The organism is Candidatus Amarolinea aalborgensis (assembly GCF_900491745.1).
Taxonomy (GTDB): domain Bacteria; phylum Chloroflexota; class Anaerolineae; order SSC4; family Amarolineaceae; genus Amarolinea; species Amarolinea aalborgensis.
The window spans coordinates 66,208-86,793 of sequence record NZ_UETR01000006.1 but is presented as its reverse complement, the minus strand read 5'-3'; the positions used below and the strand labels follow the sequence as shown (position 1 = coordinate 86,793).

Below are 20,586 nucleotides of genomic sequence, written 5' to 3'. Positions count from 1 at the left end.
GCCCCGATCGGCGTCTCGGATAGGTTCTTTTTTACTGCTCAGCCATCGTCTGCAGCTTGAGGATGCGCAGCACCGGCGAGGTCAGCATCGTCGTCACCAGGGCCATCAACACCATCATGGCAAAGAGCGTTGAGGAAATCACCCCGAGCTCCAGCCCAACGTTGAGCACGATCAGTTCCATGAGGCCGCGCGTATTCATGAGCGCGCCCAGCAAGGCGGCCTCGCGCCAGCGCAGGCCCGTCAGGCGTGCGGCCACCAGGGTGCCTCCGAACTTGCCCGCAATGGCCGTCAGGATAATGAGGCCGCACAGCAGCCACAGAGCCGGCGCAGAGAGCAGGTCAACACGGGTGCGCATCCCGGTGAATGCGAAGAAAGCGGGCAGCAGCAGAATGCTGACCAGATGCTGCAGCTGCTGGGTGAAGGCGCGCGCCAGCGCGCTATCGTGCGGAACTACCACGCCGAGTAAGAACGCCCCGAAAATGGCGTGAATGCCGATCGCCTCGGCCATGAGCGCGGACAAGAGCAGGGCGACAAAGACCACCGTCATCAGTCCGACTGAAGGCTGTTGCGTTTCCCAGCGCAGGGCCACCCAGCGCAGCGCGGGCCGTGCGACGAGCAGAATCAAGGCGATGAAGATCAGCGCGCCGACGATGACAAAAAGCCCCTGGCCGACCTGGGCCTTGGCCACACCCACGACAAACGCCAATAAACACCAGGCCGTGACGTCATCTACAGCTGCGCAGCTCAGCGCAATCACCCCCAGATGGGTGCGGGTCAGCCCATAGTCGGTCAGGATGCGCGCCAGCACCGGGAACGCGGTGATGGACATGGCGACGCCGAGGAACAGGGCAAAGCTGGTAAACGGCACACTGCGATCGGAAAGCTGCGGATACAGCAGCAGCGCCAGCAGCGCGCCCAGCATGAAGGGCACGAGGATGCTGGCATGCGAGGTGGCAATCGTGGCATGGGTGCGATCTCTGAGCCGCGCCGGATTGAGTTCCAGGCCGACGAGGAACATGTACAGAACCACGCCGAGCTGCGCGATCAAGCCCAAATAGGGACCGACGGACGGCGGCAGGATCAACGCGGAAAGCTGCGGCCCCAGCAGGGATGGGCCAAGCAGGATGCCCGCCACCACTTCGCCGATCACGGCGGGTTGCCCCAGGCGCGCAAAGAGCCGCGCCAACACTTGCCCCGTGATGATGATGGCCGTGAGCGCCACCAGCACGTGCAAAAAGATATCCGGCGTAGGGGCCGTGACCAGGGATGGTTCCGCACCGTGCGCCGCCGGCGCCAGCAGCGTTTCACCCTGCCTGCGGATGAGCAGAAAGCCGCCGACGGCAGCGGTAACCATCAAAACATACCCGATTGCTGCACGCAGCGGCGACCGGGCGCGCAAGGACGTTGGCTTGGTGAAGTCGGATTCCATTGGGTTATCATACCGTATGCAGTAATATCTGCCAAGTTGTGTTATAATGGCAGTAAAGCAGTAGGGGATGGGGCTCCCCAGGATGCAGCATCCGAAATGTCGCAAGACTGATAGCTTCTACCGGTGCGATAACGCTACGGTAGGGGCTATTTTTTGTTGATATAGAGGTATCGTACGATGAAGAATCTCTGGATCGGCGCAGGCGCATTCCTGGGCGCCAACCTGCGCTTTATCCTCCAAACCTGGACTGCCAATCGCTTGGGTTCAGATTTCCCCTATGGCACCCTGATCATCAACATTTCCGGCAGCCTGATTCTGGGCTTCTTCGTCACGTTGGTAACGCAGCGGTTGACGGTCTCGCCCGAATGGCGTGCATTCGTCGCCGTGGGGTTGTTGGGCGGATTTACGACCTTTTCCTCTTTCAGTGTCGAGACGTTGAACCTGTTGCAGATGGGGCGCTGGCCCTGGGCGGCATTCTACCTGGCCGGCAATGTGCTCCTGGGGTTGTTCGGCGCCTACCTGGGTATTATCCTGGCGCGCGTCATATGAGGTGAGCGGAGGTGAACGATGGAAATCGTTGGTACAGCCACGAAAGTAACGATCTATATCGGCGAGAGCGATCGCTGGAGCCAGAAACCACTCTACATGGCGATTCTCGAAATGCTCAAGTCCGAAGATTGCGCCGGGGCCACCGTGCTGCGCGGCCTGGCCGGCTTTGGCGCGCATAGTCGCATCCACACGGCGACGATCGTTGACTTGTCTGCCGATTTACCGCTTGTCATCGTCTGGGTGGATGATCCCGCTCGGGTGTCGCGCGTGATGCCGCGCCTGACCGAGATGGTCGTTGAGGGCCTGGTAACGCGCGAGGACATCGAGGTCGTGACTTACGGCCATCGCGCCTTGCGCGCGCTGCGCGCGGCCGCTCCGGTGCGCGACCTGATGAGCCGCGAACTGCGAACGGTGACGCCAGAAACACCGGCTGAGGAAGCCGTGGAAATCCTGATCAAGCAGGCGTATCGCAGCCTGCCCGTTGTCAACGGTGAACGTCAGATCGTAGGTATTCTGACCGATGGCGACGTGCTGGCGCGCTTGGGGTTGCCCGGCGCTGGCGTACAGTCGGCGTTGACGGCCGCCGAACTGGGGCGCGAGATGGAGGCATTGCGGCGCAGCGGGCTGAGCGTAGCTGATCTCATGGTCAGCCCCGTTGTCACCATCACCGAAGATGCGGCCATTGCGGATGCGGTGCGTGTGATGACCGAGCGCGGAATCAAGCGCGTGCCAGTCGTAGATCGAGTTGGTCGAGTCGTCGGCATCGTCAGCCGCGTGGACGTACTGCGCGCCCTGGCGCAGCCCATGGCGCGCGAAGCATCAGAACGCGTGCTGCCGCCAGGAGAGCATGTCAAGGTCAAGGATGTGATGGTGGTGGATGTACCGACCGTTCAAGGCACGACGCCGTTGAATATCGTGGTTGACCTGCTGGTGAACGCAACGCAACGACGGATCGTGGTGGTGGATGCCCAACGTCACGTGTTGGGGATCATCACCGATGGCGATCTGCTCAAGCGCGCGGGCGCCGCCGAACGCGTCGGCCTGCTGCAAGCCTTTGCCCGACGGTTCGGCGGCGGGGGCGCCACAATCGAACTGACCAAGCGCACGGCGGATGAGGTGATGACCGCGAATCCTATCACGGTCACCCCGGAGACGCCGCTGCTCGATGCTCTGCGTCTGCTCCTGCAGCACAAGATCAAACGCTTGCCCGTGGTAGACACGGAAGGGCGCATGGTCGGCCTCGTCGGCCGCGGCGCGATCATGCAAGCCCTGGCGACCGATTTCCCTGGCGGCTGATCTCTCCCATTGGGTCAGCTGACTTGGGTGCATTTCAAATTGGGGGCGTAGCCCCGGAGGGGCTTGCACCTCGTAGCCGGATGGCCTTTGGCCTCCGGCGGGGTTGGAGGCCATATGGCGTGCGCGCAACCAACGCCGCCCGACCGTGAACGGATCGGGCTACAAGGTGAAAGGCCCTACCGGGCCTGACAGCCTGGCAGGGGCTTGCATCTCGTACCGGACGCATTTCAGGCTCGCATCGCAGCTCCCGGCGCTTTGGCTACTGCCAAAGTCGCCAGGGTGAGCTATGCAGGGGTTGCAGCGATTTCAATCGCCCGACGCGTCCCCATTCTGAAATGCACCCAGCCGACATTTAGCCCTTGTGACACGCGAGCATTGATGGTATACTCACCCCAGTTGAATGAGATCACATGCACCCCCGTTTCGGCTTCACCAGCCAATGGAGTCAACTCATGTCCAGCGTTCACGTGGGTACGACATTTCAACCGGACGAGCGGCCTTACTTCTTTTGGGAATACGAAATAACTGATAACCAAGTAGCTAATAATTGGCTCACGCCGTTACAGGTTGCTTTTCTGAATGGTTTCTTCTCCACTGAGGCCGGCCAGCGTTTCTTCCTCACCGAAGGGACATCTCTGGCTGCGTTCCATGCAGGGGCGTTACTCGAGGTGCGCAGACTGTCTCGCCTACCGGTTACTACGCCTCCGTTGGCCCTGGTAGATCTGCAATCCTTTATGCTTGCGTTGGCCGACCGTTTGCTTGATCAGATTCGTCCGCCAGAGGATTCGGGCTGAGATCCGCTGGCCTAACACAGCGCGGCTGCGTGACGAACGAACCCAGGAAGCGCCCGGCAATTTGTCAGAGACAGCGCGTCGCTCAGCCGATCGCGCGGGCGATGAGGAACGCGGCCGCGGCCGCCACCCCGCCAATCAGCATGGTTTGGATGGCGCTCTGGATCGGTTTGGCGCCGGTGAAGGTGCCTTTGACGTAACCAAAGATCAGCAGCGCCAGCAGAGTAAATACGACCGAGACCGGCAGGGCGCGCTGCGCCGAACCGAGAAGAATGTACGGCAGTAGGGGCACGATGCCGCCGGCGATGTAGGCCAGCGCAATGGTCAAGGCGCTGCGCAGCGCACGCTTGGGATCTGGCTCCTCCAGGCCCAGCTCGAAGCGCATCATGAAATCCACCCACGACCGGGGATTGGCGCGCAGCGCTTCCACGACTGGCGCGGCCTGCTGCTCGTTCAGGCCGTAGCTGCGGAAAATCCCGGTGACCTCGGCCACTTCGGCGTCAGTCTTCTCGATAATCTCACGCTCTTCGCGCCTTTTTTCGCTGGCATAGTGTTCAGCGTCGCTGCGCGCGGCCAGAAAGCCGCCAAGCCCCATCGCAATGGAGCCGGCGGCAATTTCCGCCAGGCCGGCCGTGACGATGATAGCCGCCGAATCAACGGCGCCGGATAAGCCGGCCGCCAGGGCAAAAGGCACGGTCAAGCCATCGGACATGCCGATGACGATGTCGCGCACGCTTTCGCTCGACGTAAAATGGCGTTCGATGTGTGGTGTTTGTGGCATGGTAAACTTCTTTCTCCTCTGCGGTTGCTTGCTTATCTTCGACCTCTTCCCGTTCATGAACCCGGGCGGCACCGCTCATGACCGCGACGGGCCGCGATGACGGGCTTGTGCTGCTATCATACTCGCGCCAGGCGCCAACCGCCATGACGCCGCGCAGGTTACGCTGGGCGAGAATGAGCTGCGGCCAATGATTGACACAACCTGGCCTGGAATGTAGAATAGGCCGCTAACGTGGAAGGCTGATGATTGCGATACTGACGATGGGGAATCCGTGTGACTGAACCAATGCAACGTCTGCTGCAACTGAATCAGGATGAGCGCACCCTCCTGTCCCTGCTGGTGGCCGCACACCAAATGGGATCGCGCGTCTCGCGCCAGACGGCGCCGCGCTATGCTGACATGGACCCTGGCGTGACCCGTCGCGTGCTCGACAACCTGGTTGCCAGCGGTATTCTGTCCGCGTCCCAGGGAAAGTCGGGTAACAGCGCCTATACCATCACGTCAACCTACCGGGATGCGGCCATTGCCCTGGTGACGCAAAACCCGCTTCCATTGACGTCAGAGACAGTACGTTCGGACCCGACTGCCCCTCGGTTTTCTAGCTGGCTGAGTTTCTTGCGCAGCCTGCAGCAGGCGCCTCAGCCGTGGATCAGCCAGCCAGCCGTATCCAGGCCGGGCGCAGCCGTCCCGATTCAGCAAACCTGGCATCTGATGTCCTTCTGGTCGGGATTGGCGGCGACAGAAGTTCGCAGAATCGCGCCCACGTCGCGCCTGGCGCCCTTCCTGGCGCAAGCGCCGCGCGAGCAAATTGCCCAGCTCCTCTGGGTCTGGCAGCAGAGCGATCCGCGTTCCGTCAACCTGCTGCTCAATCTATGCCGTCAGACGCAGCCCTCGGTTTGGTACAACCTGTCAGACATCAAGCGCCTGCAGCAGTTCTATCTGAAAGATTGGTCGCAGTGGAATTCTAACGATGTGAGCCTGCTCAAGAACAGCCTGGCCTGGCCGCTCGATCTGGGATTGTTGCTGCTGGCGAGAACGGGCAGCGGTTCTGAGGTGCTTGGCTTGAGCGACACGCTGTTCGACTGGTACCAGGCAGGCGCGCCGCTGCAACCGCCGCTGGCCCATCAGAACCGCAGCCAACTGTTTACGCTGATGCTGCAGCGCCGGTTGAATTGGACCGATCTGGAGACGCGCTGGGGTCTGAACATCCCGGTTGATCGCAACCCTGGTGAACGGATCGCCGCGTTACTGCAGGCTATGTGCGATCGCGAGCTTTTGACCAGCCAGTTTCTGGAGCTGTCGTTTGACGGCCGCAACCTGCTGCGTCGTATCCTGGACAGCCGGGGGCATACCGTGGATGAGGTCGCCGCACAGGAGACTGAATCCCTGACCAAACTGCTTGTCCATGGGCTGGCATTCGCGGCGCCCGACGGTCAAGGGTGGTGCATCGCGGATGAGATGGCGGCGCATCTTCGGGCAATCTTCGATGCCCGCGCGGCCTCCGAGGCGCGAGCGTTGTTTGTTGAGGAGACGCCGTGGATTCGTCACGATGACCTCGCGATCCACAGCGATTTGCTCGCCTATCTGCTAACCCTTCTTCCCGACCAAGATCAAGCTGCTCGTCTGTCTGGCAGCTACCTCGGCTATCAAAGAGTCGTCAGCCCCTGGTACCTGGTGCCAGAGTCGGGTTCAGATGCGAACCGTCGCCCATGGCTTCAACAACTGGCGACCGCGCGTCAGCTCGTGCAGGATCAATACCCCTTTGCTGGATTTGTCAGGCTCCGCCCGCTCTTGGCCTTTTTCCAGCGCCCCTGGAAGATGCGGCATTTTGATCTCTTGCAGGCCGCCAACGCGTCTACCCCCTACGGCCAGATGCCCCTGACACCCATTGTGGACACCCTGCTTCAGCGCCCGCCCGCGACCTGGGTGCGCCTGAGCTGGCTATATCAACTCTTGTTTGATAACCAGGAGGCGTTCAGGCGCCAGATCGCTGGCTATTACTGGTCGAAAGCGTCCCTGGAGGAGATGACGCAAAGTGTCAACGGCTCCCTGTTTGGCTCGCTCTTGTGGCTGGGACTCATCGAGGTCGCGGCGCAGGAAAGTGGGCCGGTGGCCGTACGCGTGACGCCGCTGGGACAAGAACTGCTGCCGCGGCTGGAGAAGAAATCAGATCCGGCGCCGGGCCATGATGTCAGCGTTCGGGTCGTGCGCCGCGCGCCCGGCATTCTCAGTATCGAAAATCATCCTGCAGTCAGCGAGCTGATCTACCGCGCGGCGCGCCTGGGCCGCGTGGTTGACGTCGGCCGCACCTGGGAGATCGAATTGAGACGCCAGGAGATCGAACGCGCCGGTGCTAACGACGTGACTCAGTTGCAGCAACGTCTTCATCCGCACGGCATCGCCTTGACAACGATTGCGGCCTGACTCAGCCGCGCCTCTGCCGCGGGTGTTTCCCAACCAACACAAGGGAGCACCCACTGCATCAGCAAGATAGGATTCGCAGCGTGGGCACTCAACAGAAACCTGACCCGATCAAACTAGAACTCGACCAGTACACCGTGGCTGAACTGCGCGAGATAGCCAAACGGCGCGGGGTCAAGCTGCCGATCAGCCCCAAACAGGCGGTTGTTGACACTCTGGCCGCGGATCTCAAGAACCCCACGGCGAACCGCGCGGTGATCCAGCGGTTGTCTCTGGAGCTGCGTCAGGCGCTTGACCTTCTCGCCTGGTATGACAAGATCGAGCAAAGCAGCAGTGCACGTTTGTTGACGACATGGGGCCTCACGCGCACCCCTTCCGAATTGTGGCGGCAGCTGGAACAATTGAGGGGTTACGGCCTCGCGTTTGGGCGCTACAGCGTAACCATCTCGATCTCGCCGGCGATCATCAACCTGGCGCCGGCCACGCTGCCGCCGCCCGTGCCGCCGCAGACGCCGCCTGCACGTAGCGACCAGCTGGCCCCCTTGACGCTGGACGCGCTGGTCATCATCCTCACCGCCTATGCCATGACGCACCCAACGCGCCTGGCGATTGCTTCCCAATGGCGCGATGCGTCGCTGGCCCAAGGCAAGGAGTTCGCCCTGGCTCGCCTCACCCCCGATTTGCCGGCCGAGCTGCTCAGCGCCTATGACGAAATACCCCCAGCGATCTGGGAGTTGGCGCTGGCCTTAATGGAAAATCTGCGCCTGACGACAACGAGCGCGTATAGCGCGGTGGACAAGGAGCGCCTGCTGGAGTTCGCCAGCCAGGCGCCTACGGCCCGTCTCAGCCGTCTCTATGCAGCCTGGCTTTCGCTCTCCTCTTGGAGCGAATGGCGCCTGCTGAGCCAGCAGCAAGCGGTAGATGTGGTCTATCGGCCGGCCTTTGGGCGGCAGGCGGATCCCGCGGTCCTAGACAGCGGCTGTCGGCCGGCGCGCGGCCATCTGCTGCGCCTGCTGAAACGCCTGACGCCAGGCCAGTGGTATCGCAGCCTGGATGTAACGCGCGCGGAGTATCAACTCAACCCAGGTCTGCTGCCGAACTACACCGAGGCACAGGTCTGGGGTTTCACCTGGCCTGGCAAATTCAAGCTGCTGCGCTATCACCACGAGGAAGAATGGCTGGCAGCCCTGGGCGCTTTTGTCGAGCAATGGCTGCGCGGCCCGCTGACCTGGCTGGGTGGGTTGGCCTGGCGCGACGAGTGCTTCAGTCTGACCCCGCTGGGCGCCTGGCTGCTGGGCAGTGAGGCCGTTGAGCCCAGCGCGCTGCTGGCCCAACCGCCCTCGTCGCCAGCGCTGCGGGTCAGCCCCGATGGCGCGATTACCGTTGATGCGGATCACACCGATCAAGCCGTCTGGAACGCCTTGTTCCAACTAGCTTCCCTGGAGCCTGCGCGCCAACGCCCAGAACCATCGCGCCTGTCCTTCTACGTGCGCCCGGCTCTGCTGGCTGCCAGCCTGGACGCCGGCTATGCGCCGGATGATCTTTTGGCTCCTCTGCAAGTGGCGATTGAAGAATCGGCCGCGGCCAAGCGCCCGCTGCAGATGATCCAGCAGTGGCTTCGTTCCTACGGCCGCATTCGCATCTTCACCGATGTCGCGCGCCTTGATCTGGCTGACGACTTTGCGCTGCGTGAAATTCAGGCTGGCGGCATCGCCGCGGCGCTGCGGCCGCTGACCGCGCAGCTGGCCGTTGTGCCCGATGACGCCTTCTACGCGGTGCGCGACAGCCTGGTGATGCAAGGCCACACCCCCACGGTCGTGGATCAATTGCCTGGCGGCCAGATGCTGCCGGGCGACAAAGCGAAAGATCGCCCCAGATGAGCACCACCTTACTTGACCTCTTGTCGTTAGTCAACCCTGATGTTTTGGCGGCTGTCCGTCACACGCGCCAGGTGACAGGGGCGGCCTTGCTGGCCCTGGCGCAGCAGTTGGCAGATGCAGCGGCCATCCAGGAGGCCTATCGTGCCCTGCCCGCGGCCGAAAAAGCGTTCATGGATCGGCTCTTGCTGCGCGGCAGCGACTGGGCGGCCGGTCTGCAGATCGAGCTGGTGGGATTGGAGCTGGCCGAGCCGGATACACCGCCTGCGCTGTCCGACCAGTTTCGTTATCTCCCGTCTCTGACGCGAGCCAACTCGCGGCGCTTTGGCGATATCTACGCCCGTTTGTTGGCGGCCGGCCTGGTCTTTACCATCGAACCGTCATACTTCAGTCCGCAGCCGCTCGATTTCAGCCCCGGGCGCATGTTGTGCGTGCCTGCGGAGGTTCAACGCGCCCTGCCGCGCCCCGATTTGGACCTGAAATTGATCGAAGACAGCGCCATCAGCGGCCGCCGGCTTGCTCGCGCCGAGTTCTCCTGCCTGCGTTTCTTTGCCTTGTGGGAACAGGTCAGTCGCCAGCCGATCCGCAGAACAGTCCAGGGCAGCTTGCGCCGTGTGGACGTGCGCAAAGCCGGCCGTGCGCTGGTCATGGGCGGCCAGGCATGGAATGACCAGGAAATTGTCGAGCTGACCGAGTTCTACGTCACCGTGGCAGCGCACCTGGGCATCTTGGACGACGGCCCTGACCTTCTCAACAGTCACCCCGCGCCCGCCGTTTTCAAGCTATCACAGCCAGCCTTGCTCCAAGCGGCTCTGGCTGTCCGTTTCCAGGCCCAGCCGCCAGGCCCAGATGGTTCGATAATTGAAGCAGGCGCGCAGAGCCTGGCGGCGCAGAAGGTGCAGACCGAGCTGCTGCGATTTTTACAGACCTTACCGCAGAACGCCTGGATCAGCTTCGATTCGTTTTCACAAAGCGTCCGCCGCCTGGCGCCGGAACTGCTGCGGACGCGGGCGCAGCAGGCAATGGGCGCGGGGTGGAACATCCACGAACAGCCGTTGATCGCCGACTTCATTCGCGGCGCGCTGCACTGGCTGGCCGCGTGCGATGTTGCTCTCGACAGCAGCGGCGACCTGGTGGCCTTCCGCCTGCTGCCTGAGGGCCTGGCCGCGCTGCTGGCCGATCAGGCGCCGACGCGTCCGGAGCCAGGTTTGATTGTGGTGCAGCCGACCTTCCAGATTATTGCCTTGCCGCCCCTGGCTCTCGACATGTTATGTCAATTAAGCGATTTTGCCAACCTGACCCGGCTGGCCGAAGCGCCGGAGTTCAAGTTGACCAAAGAGAGTCTCTACCGCGCCGCGCAGGCTGGCTACTCACTCGATCAGGTCATTGAAACGCTGCAGAGGTGGAGTCGCAGCGCGCTGCCTGGCAATGTGCAGCGAGAGATGGAAGAATGGGCCGGCCGGCACGCGCGCATCACCTTGCGGCGTTCCGCGCCGCTGCTGCAGGCCGCAAGCGAGGCCCTGCTCGATGAGCTGCTGGCCGACCGGGCGTTGGCGCCTTTCTTTGGCGAGCGCCTGGCGCCAACCGTGGTTGAGCTGACGACGGACGAAGCGCATCGTCCAGCGCAGCTTTGGCAGACGTTGGTCAACCGCGGGGAATTAGCCATGCAGATGGATGCCGAGGCGCCGACTGGCGGATGGCGTGTGACCGCGGAGGGCGAAGTGCGGTCGGTGGCAGCGCTGCCCGACCCGTTGTGGCTGCCGGTGCTGCAGAAGGTGGCCGCGCCGGCCGCAGACGCCAACGCGCCGCCGGGCACGGTCTGGACGATCACGCCGGAAAAGGTGCGAGCGCTGGCCGACAAGAACTCGTCGGCGGCGCCCTACCTGGTGCAACTGCAAAAACTGGTACGTTCCCCCTTGCCCGCCGACCTCATCCAGCGCATCGAACGGTGGGCGCGGCCGCCGGAGACGGCGCAAATCGGCCAGGTGATTCTGCTGCGAGTCAGCGTGGCCGAAACTGCAACGAACCTGCTGGCCGACCGCAGCCTGCGCGGCGCGCTCAGGCCGCTGCCGGGGGCCGATGGCAGCTGGCTGGTGGTCAAGGAAGAGGCGCTGCCCCGCGTGCGCGCCCGCCTGGCCGCATGGGAAGTGACCGTGACAGAAGGGACGTGGGGGTGAGAGCCACAGAAGGCGAGAATACAGACCGAACACGCCTCATAGAGGCAGCGCCAATAGCCCCTTCTGATACAACGCTCCAACCAGGCTAAGCGCCGACTGGCCGAAGTCGTGTGCCAGTTGACCTAAGGTGGTGCTGCCGTTGAAGGCATCGAGCAGTGGTTGCGCATCGGGACGCACCGATACTACGGCATTGCCGCGCAACAGCACGAATCCAAACTCCTCCACGCGCAAGCGGTAGCGCGGTTCGGGCTTCATATCGGGATGCAATTTCAGCGTGGCTGGCATGTGCGGCGCCGCGTGCAGCGGAATGGCGGCGCCCACGAGTGGATCCTTTGCCAGGCCCAGTTCCATGGCCACAGCTCGACAGCCGCCGTGACAGGCGCCGAAGACGCCACAGGCGTGGCATTGATCAGGTACGGCCTCGCGAAAGACCTGCATGGCATGTGATTGCCAGACTTCGACTAATGACTGCCCTAGTAGATTGCCGGCCAAAAGGTAGGAATGATTACACGGCCGCAGATTACCCCACGGGTCAATTGTGGCATACGCCACGCCAGCCAGGCAACCGCTCGATGAGTTTGGCGTCAGGCACTGCGGCACGCAAACGCCAAACTGCACTGGCCGCCCGGCGGCTTTCAGGCGGTCTATGGCATTGACGGCGCGGATCAGTTCGACCTTCGACATCTTGACGCCGGGCAGGGGCGCGCCGAGATAGCGGTTGAAGATTACATGGCGGGCGCCAAGTGTCAGCGCCAAATTCACAATCGCTTCAAGCGCGTCCTGATTGGCCTGTGTCAACACCGTGCTGGTGGTAACAGGGATGCCGCGGCTGACAGCCAAGCGGATATTGGCGACGGTTTCAGCAAAGGAGCCGGCCACGCCACTGAACAACTCATGCGTCGCCGCATTGTGACCATGCAGCGAGATTACAAGGCCGGTCAACTGCGGCGTCAACGCCAAGAAATCGAGTAGAACTTCCGGCTGCGTCCACCGTGCGTTGGTGAAGAGCGAGAACTCAATGTCCCGCTCAGCCACCTCCCGCACGATCGCCGCAAAGTCTGGGTGCAGCGTGGCTTCCCCGCCGGTCAGCTTGAAGCGGCTCGCGTGGGGCGCGATTTTGTCAAGCACCAGCGCCCACTGCGCCGCGCTTAGCGGTCGGTGGCGGAGTTGACCCCGACGGGTATTCTTATCGTCAATAAAGACGTTGTAACACCCCGCACAGCGATTATTGCAGGCCGGAGTCAACTCCAAGGCATAGAGCACAGGCGCCGAAAGCGTATGAATCACGTGGCTGGGTCTCCCATGTCGGGGACGACGATGACATCCGAGTCGCTCCCGCAAGCGCCGCAGTTGGAATCGAACGCTGGGTGCGACAGATCGAGCCGCGGCGTGGGCGTCGTTTCATCCAACTCAACCTGTGGTAACGGCGTTTTGGCGCCGGAATCGAACAGCTCGATTGTCAGCCTCAAGGCGAGGAGAGCAGAAACCGGCTCCCGTTCGGACATGCTACCCATGGGCACCTTCCCCCTCGCGCAAACCAGCCACGTCATCAATGACAAGTAAGAGACGATCCGGCTTGACGCCGTGCTTGCTGCAAACCACCTTCACCACGTCACGCATTTGGTCAAGTCGCTCGCCTTTCAATGACCGGATACGACGATGGACAGCCGCTAGGGTCTCACGGAGGCGTGGAGCGACATCTGAGAATTTCTCAAAATAGGCGACCGAGAACACAAAATCGGTCATCATGTTCTCAAGCAAGCGATCCTTTTCTGATCCCGTCACCGGCGTCCCCAGCTGTTTGGCTGTCCAAATGGCTTTTTGGAGATGCAACTTGCCCAAGGCCAACCAGTATTCATCAATAGGCTCGACAATATCTCGAAAACCACCAGGCTGCAATCTATACTCCGGTGGGATCGTGCTTTCAACGCGCGCTAGCCAATTTTGCGCCGTAGACAGGTCTCCACTGTCGGCGTAGGTTTGGGCCAGGTCATCGTACGTGTCGAGCGCCTGCCGCTCCAGTTTGAACCTGACAGCAATGTCTGCGGCCTGTCGCTGAAACTCAATTGCCCGTATGCGTTTCGCCTGCGCTTCATCTTGTGACTTGGCGATGCTCTCAAGAGCGAAAGCCCAGTCAGTATAGGTGTCAGCCAGTTCATTCAGCGCCTGCCAGCAACGCAGCGGCTCCTCGACTTGATCGTCACGCGGATTGACGGTCACAAATATCTTGCGCGCCTCTTCGAGCGCCCCCTCAGCTTTGGCGAATAACTCATTCGCGCTCTTGATGTCATATGATCCGCGCTTGGCGCGATCACCTTGCATTCGATAGGCTTGACCGAGAGTCAGCATGACAAGCCCCTTGGCCCGCGGGTTCCCCAATTCATTCGCGATCCTGCGAGCTTCCTCGGCCGGGTGAATGGCTTCGTCTGGCCGTCCCAAAAGGGCGTGGATAGCGGCCTGGGTTGTCAGACTCATGGCGAGAGGAAAGCGTAGATTCAACTCACGGCGTAGGTTCAGAGCATCTTCGATCAACGAGTCGGCGTTGTATTGGCGTCCCATCACGGCGTACAGATAGGCTTCATTGTTGATCGTGTCAGCCAATTCATCTTTCAGATCAGCCTGCCGAAGGTAGCGCACGGCATGGCGGTAATCAGCCAGGGCTGTGTTGTAACGCCCGCTTACCCAATGGGCATAGGCTCGATCATTGTACGCCCGCCCCAAAATGCGTTGGCGCCACCAAGTCTGGTGCTCATCCGCCGGCGCTTTCGCCGTCAGCAACGTGATAGCGTTACTTAGCTCTTGTTGACCTAGAGACTCATTGCCGCTATAAATCAAAGCCTCCGCGTAATAAGTAATTAGGTGTGCCCAAAAATAGACGTCGCCGGTGGCGAATATCGTTCTCGCCTTGGCAGCCAGTGCGGGTTCGAGTGGAGACGCTGACTGCGCGAATGTGGAACTCACGCGGATTGTAGTGGGCGCAAACTGCAAAATAGCCTCTGCAATCTGCGCCGCTTTTTGATTGTCGCCGCGAATGATGTGGCGTTTGATCCAGCGAACGGCGCTGTCACGATCTACCATTGATTGGCTTAGCCCATCATGCTCCGCGCGCCGGGTGGCGTCTGGTTGCTGAAAAAAGCGCAAGAACTCATCGCGCAGGCGCATGTCGAAGCCGACCAGTGCGGCCTTGATCGCCTCTTCGTCCCAACGCGAAAAGTAAACTTCGAAGCCGCGCCGAGGATCTGCGCGTAATCTGTAGTGCAACACATCTATCTTGAGGTTTTGCTGCGCTTCCTCATCTACCGTACCTCTCAACTGGTCCTGATAGAAATGGGCGATCTGCTGCCATTTGCTGACACGATCAGCAATTGGCATAAACCCCATTTTGGGATCGTCGAGTAGATCATACATTTCGTCATGCAGATAGATACGCGGCCAGTCCGGTCGCGACTTCACAAAAGTGAAGTGTCTCATCCCGTTGAGGCGTTGTTGGCATTGGTCCAATGACCAGCCTGGCTCGAGCGCGTGCAGCAGTTCAGCGTCGAGACCTTGCCGCGTAAGCGCCATGTAGCGCAAGGTGTCATACATCGGGTAGCCCGTCTCCAGTTTCTGGATGCGAGCAATAACACGCGGAGCAATGTCCTGCCAACCCTTGCCGGTGGGATGATCCGGCAATTCAACACTAAACAGATCGCCAATGTCTGCACCACTGTAAACGGCCAGGTCAATCAAGAGGGCCAGGCGAATAGGACGCCCGTCGGTGTAGGCATACAACTTGGCCGGCTCGATCTCGATCGTTTGGTGTGTTCGATCTTCGCGTTTTGCCAGCGCTATGATCTCTTGGAAGTAGCGCGCCGTCTCTGCTTCGTTGAAACCAGCGAGTTCATAGGCTGCGTAGCGTCGGCGCCGCTTATCGGCAAATGCTGCGCCAAGGTCAGCATCCAGTCTGTTGTTCTTGGGGCGGCCAGCAAAAACAATCACGGTGTTATTGAGCTGCGGCAGGGTTTCGAGCAGCCAAGCCTTTACCGCAATCGCTTCGGCTGGCACCTGGCAGATCATTTGGATGATATCGTTTTCGTATTGAACCAACTCGACCGTGTCAAAGGTGAGTACAACGCGCACCTTCTCAGTCAGTGCATTGAAGGCCTTGACAAACTCGGCTGTGAGTTGAACGCGCAGCATTTCGAGGCGCTGTGCATCAATGTGTTCATGGCGCAGATGTTCGAAGCTCGTGCGTAGATTCCAGTAATGGGCGAAATAGTCCTGATCTGGATCAACTGCGGTATAGATCGCCTTCTCGATGCCACTATTGCTGTGGGTGACCGACAAATAGAGATCAATGATTTTGCTCCAACGAATGGGGTGCTCGTGAGTGTCGAATTGTTCCGCAATTTCGCCAATTCGCTCAAGCAGGCGAGTCTTGCCGATACCGCCCGGCCCATAGAAGTAGAGGACATGCGTCTGTCCCCAGTTTGCGAGTGCATCCTGAACAACGCGCACTTCTGCATCTCGTCCGATAATGGTCGGCGTGCGTAAGGCGTAATGCGTAGAATTGGTCATGAGTCACCTCCGTGTCAAGCTGCAGCTACTCCGTTGGTGTTATGTTGGCTAATCTCAGAGATTAGGGAATCAACGCGCTTGAGCAAATCCTGATGGATATCACCGATGACCTCTTGCAATTCATCGTCGCGTTTGAGTTCTTCGGCCAGGGTCAGAGCGCCTTCCAAATCAAGGCAAGTGCTCTGTGGATCAAGATACTGAGCGACGGTCAATTCGATCTCTTCGCGCAGATTGCCGCCGCATTGACCACGGGTGCGCATTGCATCGTGATAGATCGCCTCGATGATGTTATGGGCAGCATAGAGTGGATTCTCAGCTATCCAGCTGACGTAAAGCTGTTTGGCGATCTCATGCCGGTGCGTATGTTCCGCTGCATCTGTCAGAAAAAGCCAACGGTTGATGATTTTGCGCACAGTCTGGTCAATCACGTAGCCGTGCTGAGATTGGCTCCAATACGTAAGATCAGTGCTTAACATGGACCTGATGATGTCTTGAAAGTAAGAATCTGGTTTCAGCTTGAGAGACTCGTTACTCTCGGTTTCTGCCAAGAACAATTGAATGGCGCGGATATGGAAATGGCGCAAGGTGGCCACTGCAAGCAAGCGTCGGCGCACCTCCATGTTGACATGATTGAGCCACCATTCGATGACGGTTCTCAGGAGATCAGCGAAATCCTTCTCGTATTGTCGCGCCGCATGTTCATCAATTACCTGTGTGGAAGGAGTCAAGGATGCCAGTCCTTCACCCAGACGCCAGGTGGCATAAGGATGACCAAAAGAGTATGGGTAGAGAATGTTACCCACGAGAATCGCATCCCTAACTCTGCGCTCCTGCTGGAGTTGCGCAGCCACTTCATCCGCTTTGAATGGAATCACCTCCCAGCGCTTGAGCCGTCGTCGTACTTCGAACTGTTGAAAGCGTTTCATTTCTTTGCGCGCCGCAAACACGAGCAACATTCTTGGGTCGCGTCCAATAGGAACCCAGAGATATTCTTCAAACCAGGCAAACCAATCGAAATGAGTGTCTTCCAGAATGTCAAGTGAATCAAAGAGGCAGATAGGAACGAAACTGTCGCTCAATCGTTGGAGCAAACGCACGGTCTCGCTGGCTAAGGTTTCAGGCGAACGGCTGGTGGCAATGGCTTCGTTGATGCGGGTTACTTCCAGCCTCTCATTATCAACGAGTTGATCCTGCATACCTTCAGCAATTTCCTGCACGCGCTTCGCAAAGGCCCAAAGCAGTTCCTCAGCCGTCCTACATTGCTGGCTCTGATCGTTAGCAAAGTCGAAAACTACGGCGCAGCTACCTTTCCGTTTGCCGCGCGGTATGTCGTGTCCAAGTTCATGCGCCAGGTGACGGATGATCCAGGTTTTGCCTAGGCCGCTGACCCCCCAAAGCATGATGATATGACGCTGAGGCTCCCCTTGTTCGATCGTCTCAAGTATTTGCCGAAAGTCTTGCAGAAGCTCCACTCTCGCGACAAACTTGTCGGTCTCGTAGGCAGGAGGAGGGACGTAGGCGACGCCAGCAGTGTGACTATGGGAGGGCTGAAGTTGCACCTGGGCAGGCGCAACGCCTCTTGCTTGTGTCATAATCTCCCCCTTCGAAATTCACAGTTGTGGTCTGAGTTCCTTTTGAACTCCTACGTTGACCAGATAACAATAAAAAACGCCAATATCCCGCAATTGGGCATTGACGTCGTTAACCTGAGTTTCGACCCTGTTTGGTTGGGTAATTGACGCTTGCGCCAATCTCAGCACAGGCGTCGTCTAGATCGCGCAACGTGAGCCGATATTCCGTTTCAAATCTGTCATGCCTGACGCGTGCGGCGATCATATGCTGAACCAGGCGCAATAAGGCGCGTGGCGGGCCTGATTGCTGAAGGGCTCGCTCAACCAAAGCCTCTTCTAGCGCAAACGGCATTCCCTCTTCATTACTACTGATTTCATCTAAAGAGACAGTACTTGTTACGAGATTAAGCCGCGTATGCAGCATCTCCAACAAGGCATTCGCTGTCCAAGACAAGCTGAATGATTTGAGTCTATCGGTATCAAATCGGCGTTTTAGGTCAGGCAAGGCCCCGATGATTCTGCATTGCGCGTCCTCGGGTAGAAATATCTTCAGGAATAGCCCCGGTATGTCCAGTAAGCCTGGCGTCAAGAAAGGTTTGATTCGTTGGTATGCTGTTTCCACCATATCAGCTTGATCATCAAGGCTGACGTCTAAATTGTCAATAAGAATGAAGACGGGTCGGTGTGTAAACGCTGCGATCCCACTCACCAGGGTAATCAAAGATGCGATTGGGTCACTATGCGTTGCCAAGAGAACAGCCGGAGGCAGATTCATTTCATCCATTAAAGGCAAAGCCGCTCTCATAATCAATCCTATCATTCTGTCTACATACTGATCCGGTCGGCTCTTAACAATCAAGCTACCTCGATATTCTGTTACCACGGTACCTTGACCCGCGGTCGCCGCCTTCAGTATCAATTTTGTCGCTGACTTGCCTGCTCCCATGTGCCCCCACACCAGGGCGTGGGTGTTGGCTGACAAATCATCAAAATAGTCCAGATCGTCGTCTTCGAGATTCTTTGAATCAGCGGGGGAACGCCAGGAGCTCGGTATGACCGGGCATTTTCCAGAATACCAGCGGCTCGAGTCAGCGTTCTCGTCTTCGGCTTGGGTAAGTGGTTCATTCCAGGTACCATATTTCGCGAATGGGTTGAACTGCCAACCTACGACTTCTAGCCAGCGCTTGATTCGCTCCTCAGTACGATTGGCTGGTGCACACAACTTCCCGGATTGTTCAAGCGGCAATGGCAGAAGCATGGAGACAATCCTGTCTTCTCATTTTGGGGCATCGTTTGGCTAGAATCACCCGGTGCAAAAATAAAACTATGGTCATCATCTCAGGTTTGTTGGGCCGCGCCTGAAGTTCCTCTGACCCAGAGCCATTCTAGTCTATCCCTTTGACGCCAACCTGACATCTACTTAACAAATCTGTGCAGCCCATTGGGTCAGCGCTTGGCTACGTTGTTTAGCTGCACGCCGCGTCCCCGCAGGGTAACTAAGTAGATTGGCGTCTCAGCTTCAGGCGGTTCGATCTCGTCGCGCAGGCGGCTCAGCGCGCGGCGCAAGGCAGCATCACTATCAAAAATATCAATCAGTTCTTCGTTCTCAACAACTTCGTTTGCGTTGTCCCAGAGCACACAGAATAGTTCCAACAGTCGGCCCGTTAGCACGATTTCACGCGCGCCGATACGAATCCGGCCGCTTGCTTTGTCGAAACGTAGGGGGGATACGCCAGCCATGCCCGCTGCTCGTGGACTTGACTGAGACTCACTGCGCACAGTCTCCCATTCCTGCCAGGTCAACAAGGGCTGCGAAGCGTGGAGACGTGCATGTCTGACAATGAGGCTGTCGCCCAGTTCGAGTAGTTTGCGCGGCACGCCCATCGCGGTTTTGATCAGATTAGAGTGCAGTACCGCAGCGCAATCAGGTTCACATAGTTCTTCGAAATCGGATACTTTCGCGTCACTAAACACGACAAGGCGTTGGCGCAGAAGATCGGCCAGCGATTCATGATTCCAGACAATGCTACGGGTGGGCAAGCGGTCCATGCGCACGCCGCGTTGGCGTTGCAGTTCGTTCTGTAATTCGATTGGTAGAAAGAGTTTGAATGCCGTGTCGTCAGCTTCCATGATGTCTAGGTCGGCAAGCAACGGAGCGAGAAAATCGGCTATGAAATCAGGGTTACCGGCGAGGGGCGGACGTTCATCAACCTCATCAATGAGGACACAGACATCGGTCAAGCCAACCTGACGCACCAGGCGCATGAATGACTGCCACAGAAAGAGCGGAGAATGGAGGTTTTCCGCAATGGGCGTCGGTGGCGCATCCGCCAGCGCGATCCAAAAACGACCCGCCGGCTTCCACTGCGGAGATTGGCCCGCAAACAGATTGGTCAACTGTCGGCTCGCGTAGGCTTGATCAAATGCTCGCCAATCGTACATCAATGGCATACCCGTTGCCGCACGCAATTGCTCGGTAAACCAAATGATATCCCTGGCATCTGGGCAAAACACGTCCCAAAACCAGCGCAGGCGCTGTAGGCCCTCAACGGAAAGATGGGCGGTCAGTTCCACATCATTGGCAATCGTCTCGATCAATGCGTGAACGGCGCCCCCCAAGACTAGATAGGTATGGTCACTCGCAGTGAGAGGCCGTCCGTTTTTGACTAGCTCTGCCAGGTTACCGAACGACGTATACTGAACCCCAAGGGTGGTGGATGATGGATTATAGGGTCGGCAGTCGCGCGCAACCATGATGCGGTGCGCGCTCTTGCCACAACCCTGATCCGCGTAGACGATCAGAGTCTGGGCTTCGCGAATCTCATCGTAGTAGGGCGTAGAAATGAAATAGGTATGAAGATACGGTTCGCGCTTCGTTTCGTGTTCGGCCACACGTACGTCAAATGGATTCGCGCGAAACTCATGCGAGGCCAGCCAATCGCGTAGGCCCTGCTTCTCAGCCGGAGTGAGAATTGGTTTGGAACTGGAGCCTGTTGATTTACTCATGGTCGGGGGTCTCCTATCGCTCCCGACAATAACGAAACCAGGCGCAAATCAACTTACACTTCTATCATTCTATCATGAGTTTTCACTGACAGCAACATTTTCTGATGCGACGCGCAACCGGTCGTTTGACA

The 20,586-nt window shown here is 59.0% G+C and carries 14 protein-coding genes and 1 riboswitch; of the genes, 6 read left to right on the top strand and 8 right to left on the bottom strand.

All coding sequences use genetic code 11. The features are described from left to right. Nucleotides 1-31: 31 nt before the first annotated feature. The gene (locus ACPQ6D_RS10150; protein ID WP_423224205.1) at nucleotides 32-1,429 is read right to left on the bottom strand and encodes a cation:proton antiporter domain-containing protein; all 1,398 of its coding nucleotides are present in this window, start codon (nucleotides 1,427-1,429) and stop codon (nucleotides 32-34) included. A 54-nt stretch (nucleotides 1,430-1,483) separates the two neighbouring features. Further along, a riboswitch (Fluoride riboswitch) is annotated at nucleotides 1,484-1,556 on the top strand. A 50-nt stretch (nucleotides 1,557-1,606) separates the two neighbouring features. Here ACPQ6D_RS10150 and crcB point away from each other — a divergent pair. The 3 genes from crcB (at nucleotide 1,607) to ACPQ6D_RS10135 (ending at nucleotide 4,068) form a co-directional block, all read left to right on the top strand. After that, entirely contained in the window at nucleotides 1,607-1,978 is a 372-nt protein-coding gene (gene crcB, locus ACPQ6D_RS10145) for a fluoride efflux transporter CrcB (RefSeq protein WP_423224204.1), read from the top strand. A gap of 18 nt (nucleotides 1,979-1,996) precedes the next feature. Next, complete coding sequence (locus tag ACPQ6D_RS10140) at nucleotides 1,997-3,274, top strand: DUF190 domain-containing protein (RefSeq protein WP_423224203.1); 1,278 nt, start codon at nucleotides 1,997-1,999, stop codon at nucleotides 3,272-3,274. Nucleotides 3,275-3,726: 452 nt separating this feature from the next. Then, on the top strand, nucleotides 3,727-4,068 hold the full coding sequence (locus tag ACPQ6D_RS10135; protein WP_423224202.1) for a hypothetical protein: 342 nt from the start codon (nucleotides 3,727-3,729) through the stop codon (nucleotides 4,066-4,068). A gap of 82 nt (nucleotides 4,069-4,150) precedes the next feature. Here the strand turns inward: ACPQ6D_RS10135 and ACPQ6D_RS10130 are convergent, their stop codons facing one another. Continuing rightward, complete coding sequence (locus ACPQ6D_RS10130; RefSeq protein WP_423224201.1) at nucleotides 4,151-4,846, bottom strand: VIT1/CCC1 transporter family protein; 696 nt, start codon at nucleotides 4,844-4,846, stop codon at nucleotides 4,151-4,153. A gap of 273 nt (nucleotides 4,847-5,119) precedes the next feature. Here ACPQ6D_RS10130 and ACPQ6D_RS10125 point away from each other — a divergent pair, with 273 nt between their 5' ends. The 3 genes from ACPQ6D_RS10125 (at nucleotide 5,120) to ACPQ6D_RS10115 (ending at nucleotide 11,321) form a co-directional block, all read left to right on the top strand. Further along, nucleotides 5,120-7,270 (top strand): hypothetical protein, encoded by a 2,151-nt coding sequence (locus ACPQ6D_RS10125; RefSeq protein WP_423224200.1) that lies wholly within the window; start codon nucleotides 5,120-5,122, stop codon nucleotides 7,268-7,270. Between the two features lie 80 nt (nucleotides 7,271-7,350). Then, on the top strand, nucleotides 7,351-9,147 hold the full coding sequence (locus ACPQ6D_RS10120; protein WP_423224199.1) for a hypothetical protein: 1,797 nt from the start codon (nucleotides 7,351-7,353) through the stop codon (nucleotides 9,145-9,147). Next, complete coding sequence (locus tag ACPQ6D_RS10115; RefSeq protein WP_423224198.1) at nucleotides 9,144-11,321, top strand: helicase-associated domain-containing protein; 2,178 nt, start codon at nucleotides 9,144-9,146, stop codon at nucleotides 11,319-11,321. The genes ACPQ6D_RS10120 and ACPQ6D_RS10115 overlap by 4 nt, the downstream gene beginning before the upstream one ends. Nucleotides 11,322-11,357: 36 nt before the next feature. On the opposite strand, the gene ACPQ6D_RS10110 is transcribed toward ACPQ6D_RS10115, so the two are convergent. The 6 genes from ACPQ6D_RS10110 to ACPQ6D_RS10085 form a co-directional block, all read right to left on the bottom strand. Further along, nucleotides 11,358-12,608, bottom strand: coding sequence for a radical SAM/SPASM domain-containing protein (locus ACPQ6D_RS10110; protein WP_423224197.1), 1,251 nt, complete (start codon nucleotides 12,606-12,608; stop codon nucleotides 11,358-11,360). Continuing rightward, nucleotides 12,605-12,835: a hypothetical protein gene (locus tag ACPQ6D_RS10105; protein ID WP_423224196.1), complete on the bottom strand. Its 231-nt coding sequence runs from the start codon at nucleotides 12,833-12,835 to the stop codon at nucleotides 12,605-12,607. Before ACPQ6D_RS10105 ends, ACPQ6D_RS10110 begins: the two co-directional genes overlap by 4 nt. Next, a complete protein-coding gene (locus tag ACPQ6D_RS10100) occupies nucleotides 12,828-15,878 on the bottom strand; it encodes a hypothetical protein (protein ID WP_423224195.1) in 3,051 nt (1,016 codons plus the stop codon). The genes ACPQ6D_RS10105 and ACPQ6D_RS10100 overlap by 8 nt, the downstream gene beginning before the upstream one ends. Before the next feature lie 14 nt (nucleotides 15,879-15,892). Further along, nucleotides 15,893-17,470 carry a P-loop domain-containing protein gene (locus ACPQ6D_RS10095; protein ID WP_423224194.1) on the bottom strand — a complete coding sequence of 526 codons (1,578 nt, stop codon included), beginning with the start codon at nucleotides 17,468-17,470 and terminating at the stop codon, nucleotides 15,893-15,895. 109 nt (nucleotides 17,471-17,579) lie between these two features. Continuing rightward, nucleotides 17,580-18,707, bottom strand: a complete 1,128-nt coding sequence (locus tag ACPQ6D_RS10090; protein ID WP_423224193.1) for a hypothetical protein — start codon at nucleotides 18,705-18,707, stop codon at nucleotides 17,580-17,582. A gap of 188 nt (nucleotides 18,708-18,895) precedes the next feature. Next, the gene (locus ACPQ6D_RS10085) at nucleotides 18,896-20,455 is read right to left on the bottom strand and encodes a winged helix-turn-helix domain-containing protein (protein WP_423224192.1); all 1,560 of its coding nucleotides are present in this window, start codon (nucleotides 20,453-20,455) and stop codon (nucleotides 18,896-18,898) included. Nucleotides 20,456-20,586: the final 131 nt, after the last annotated feature.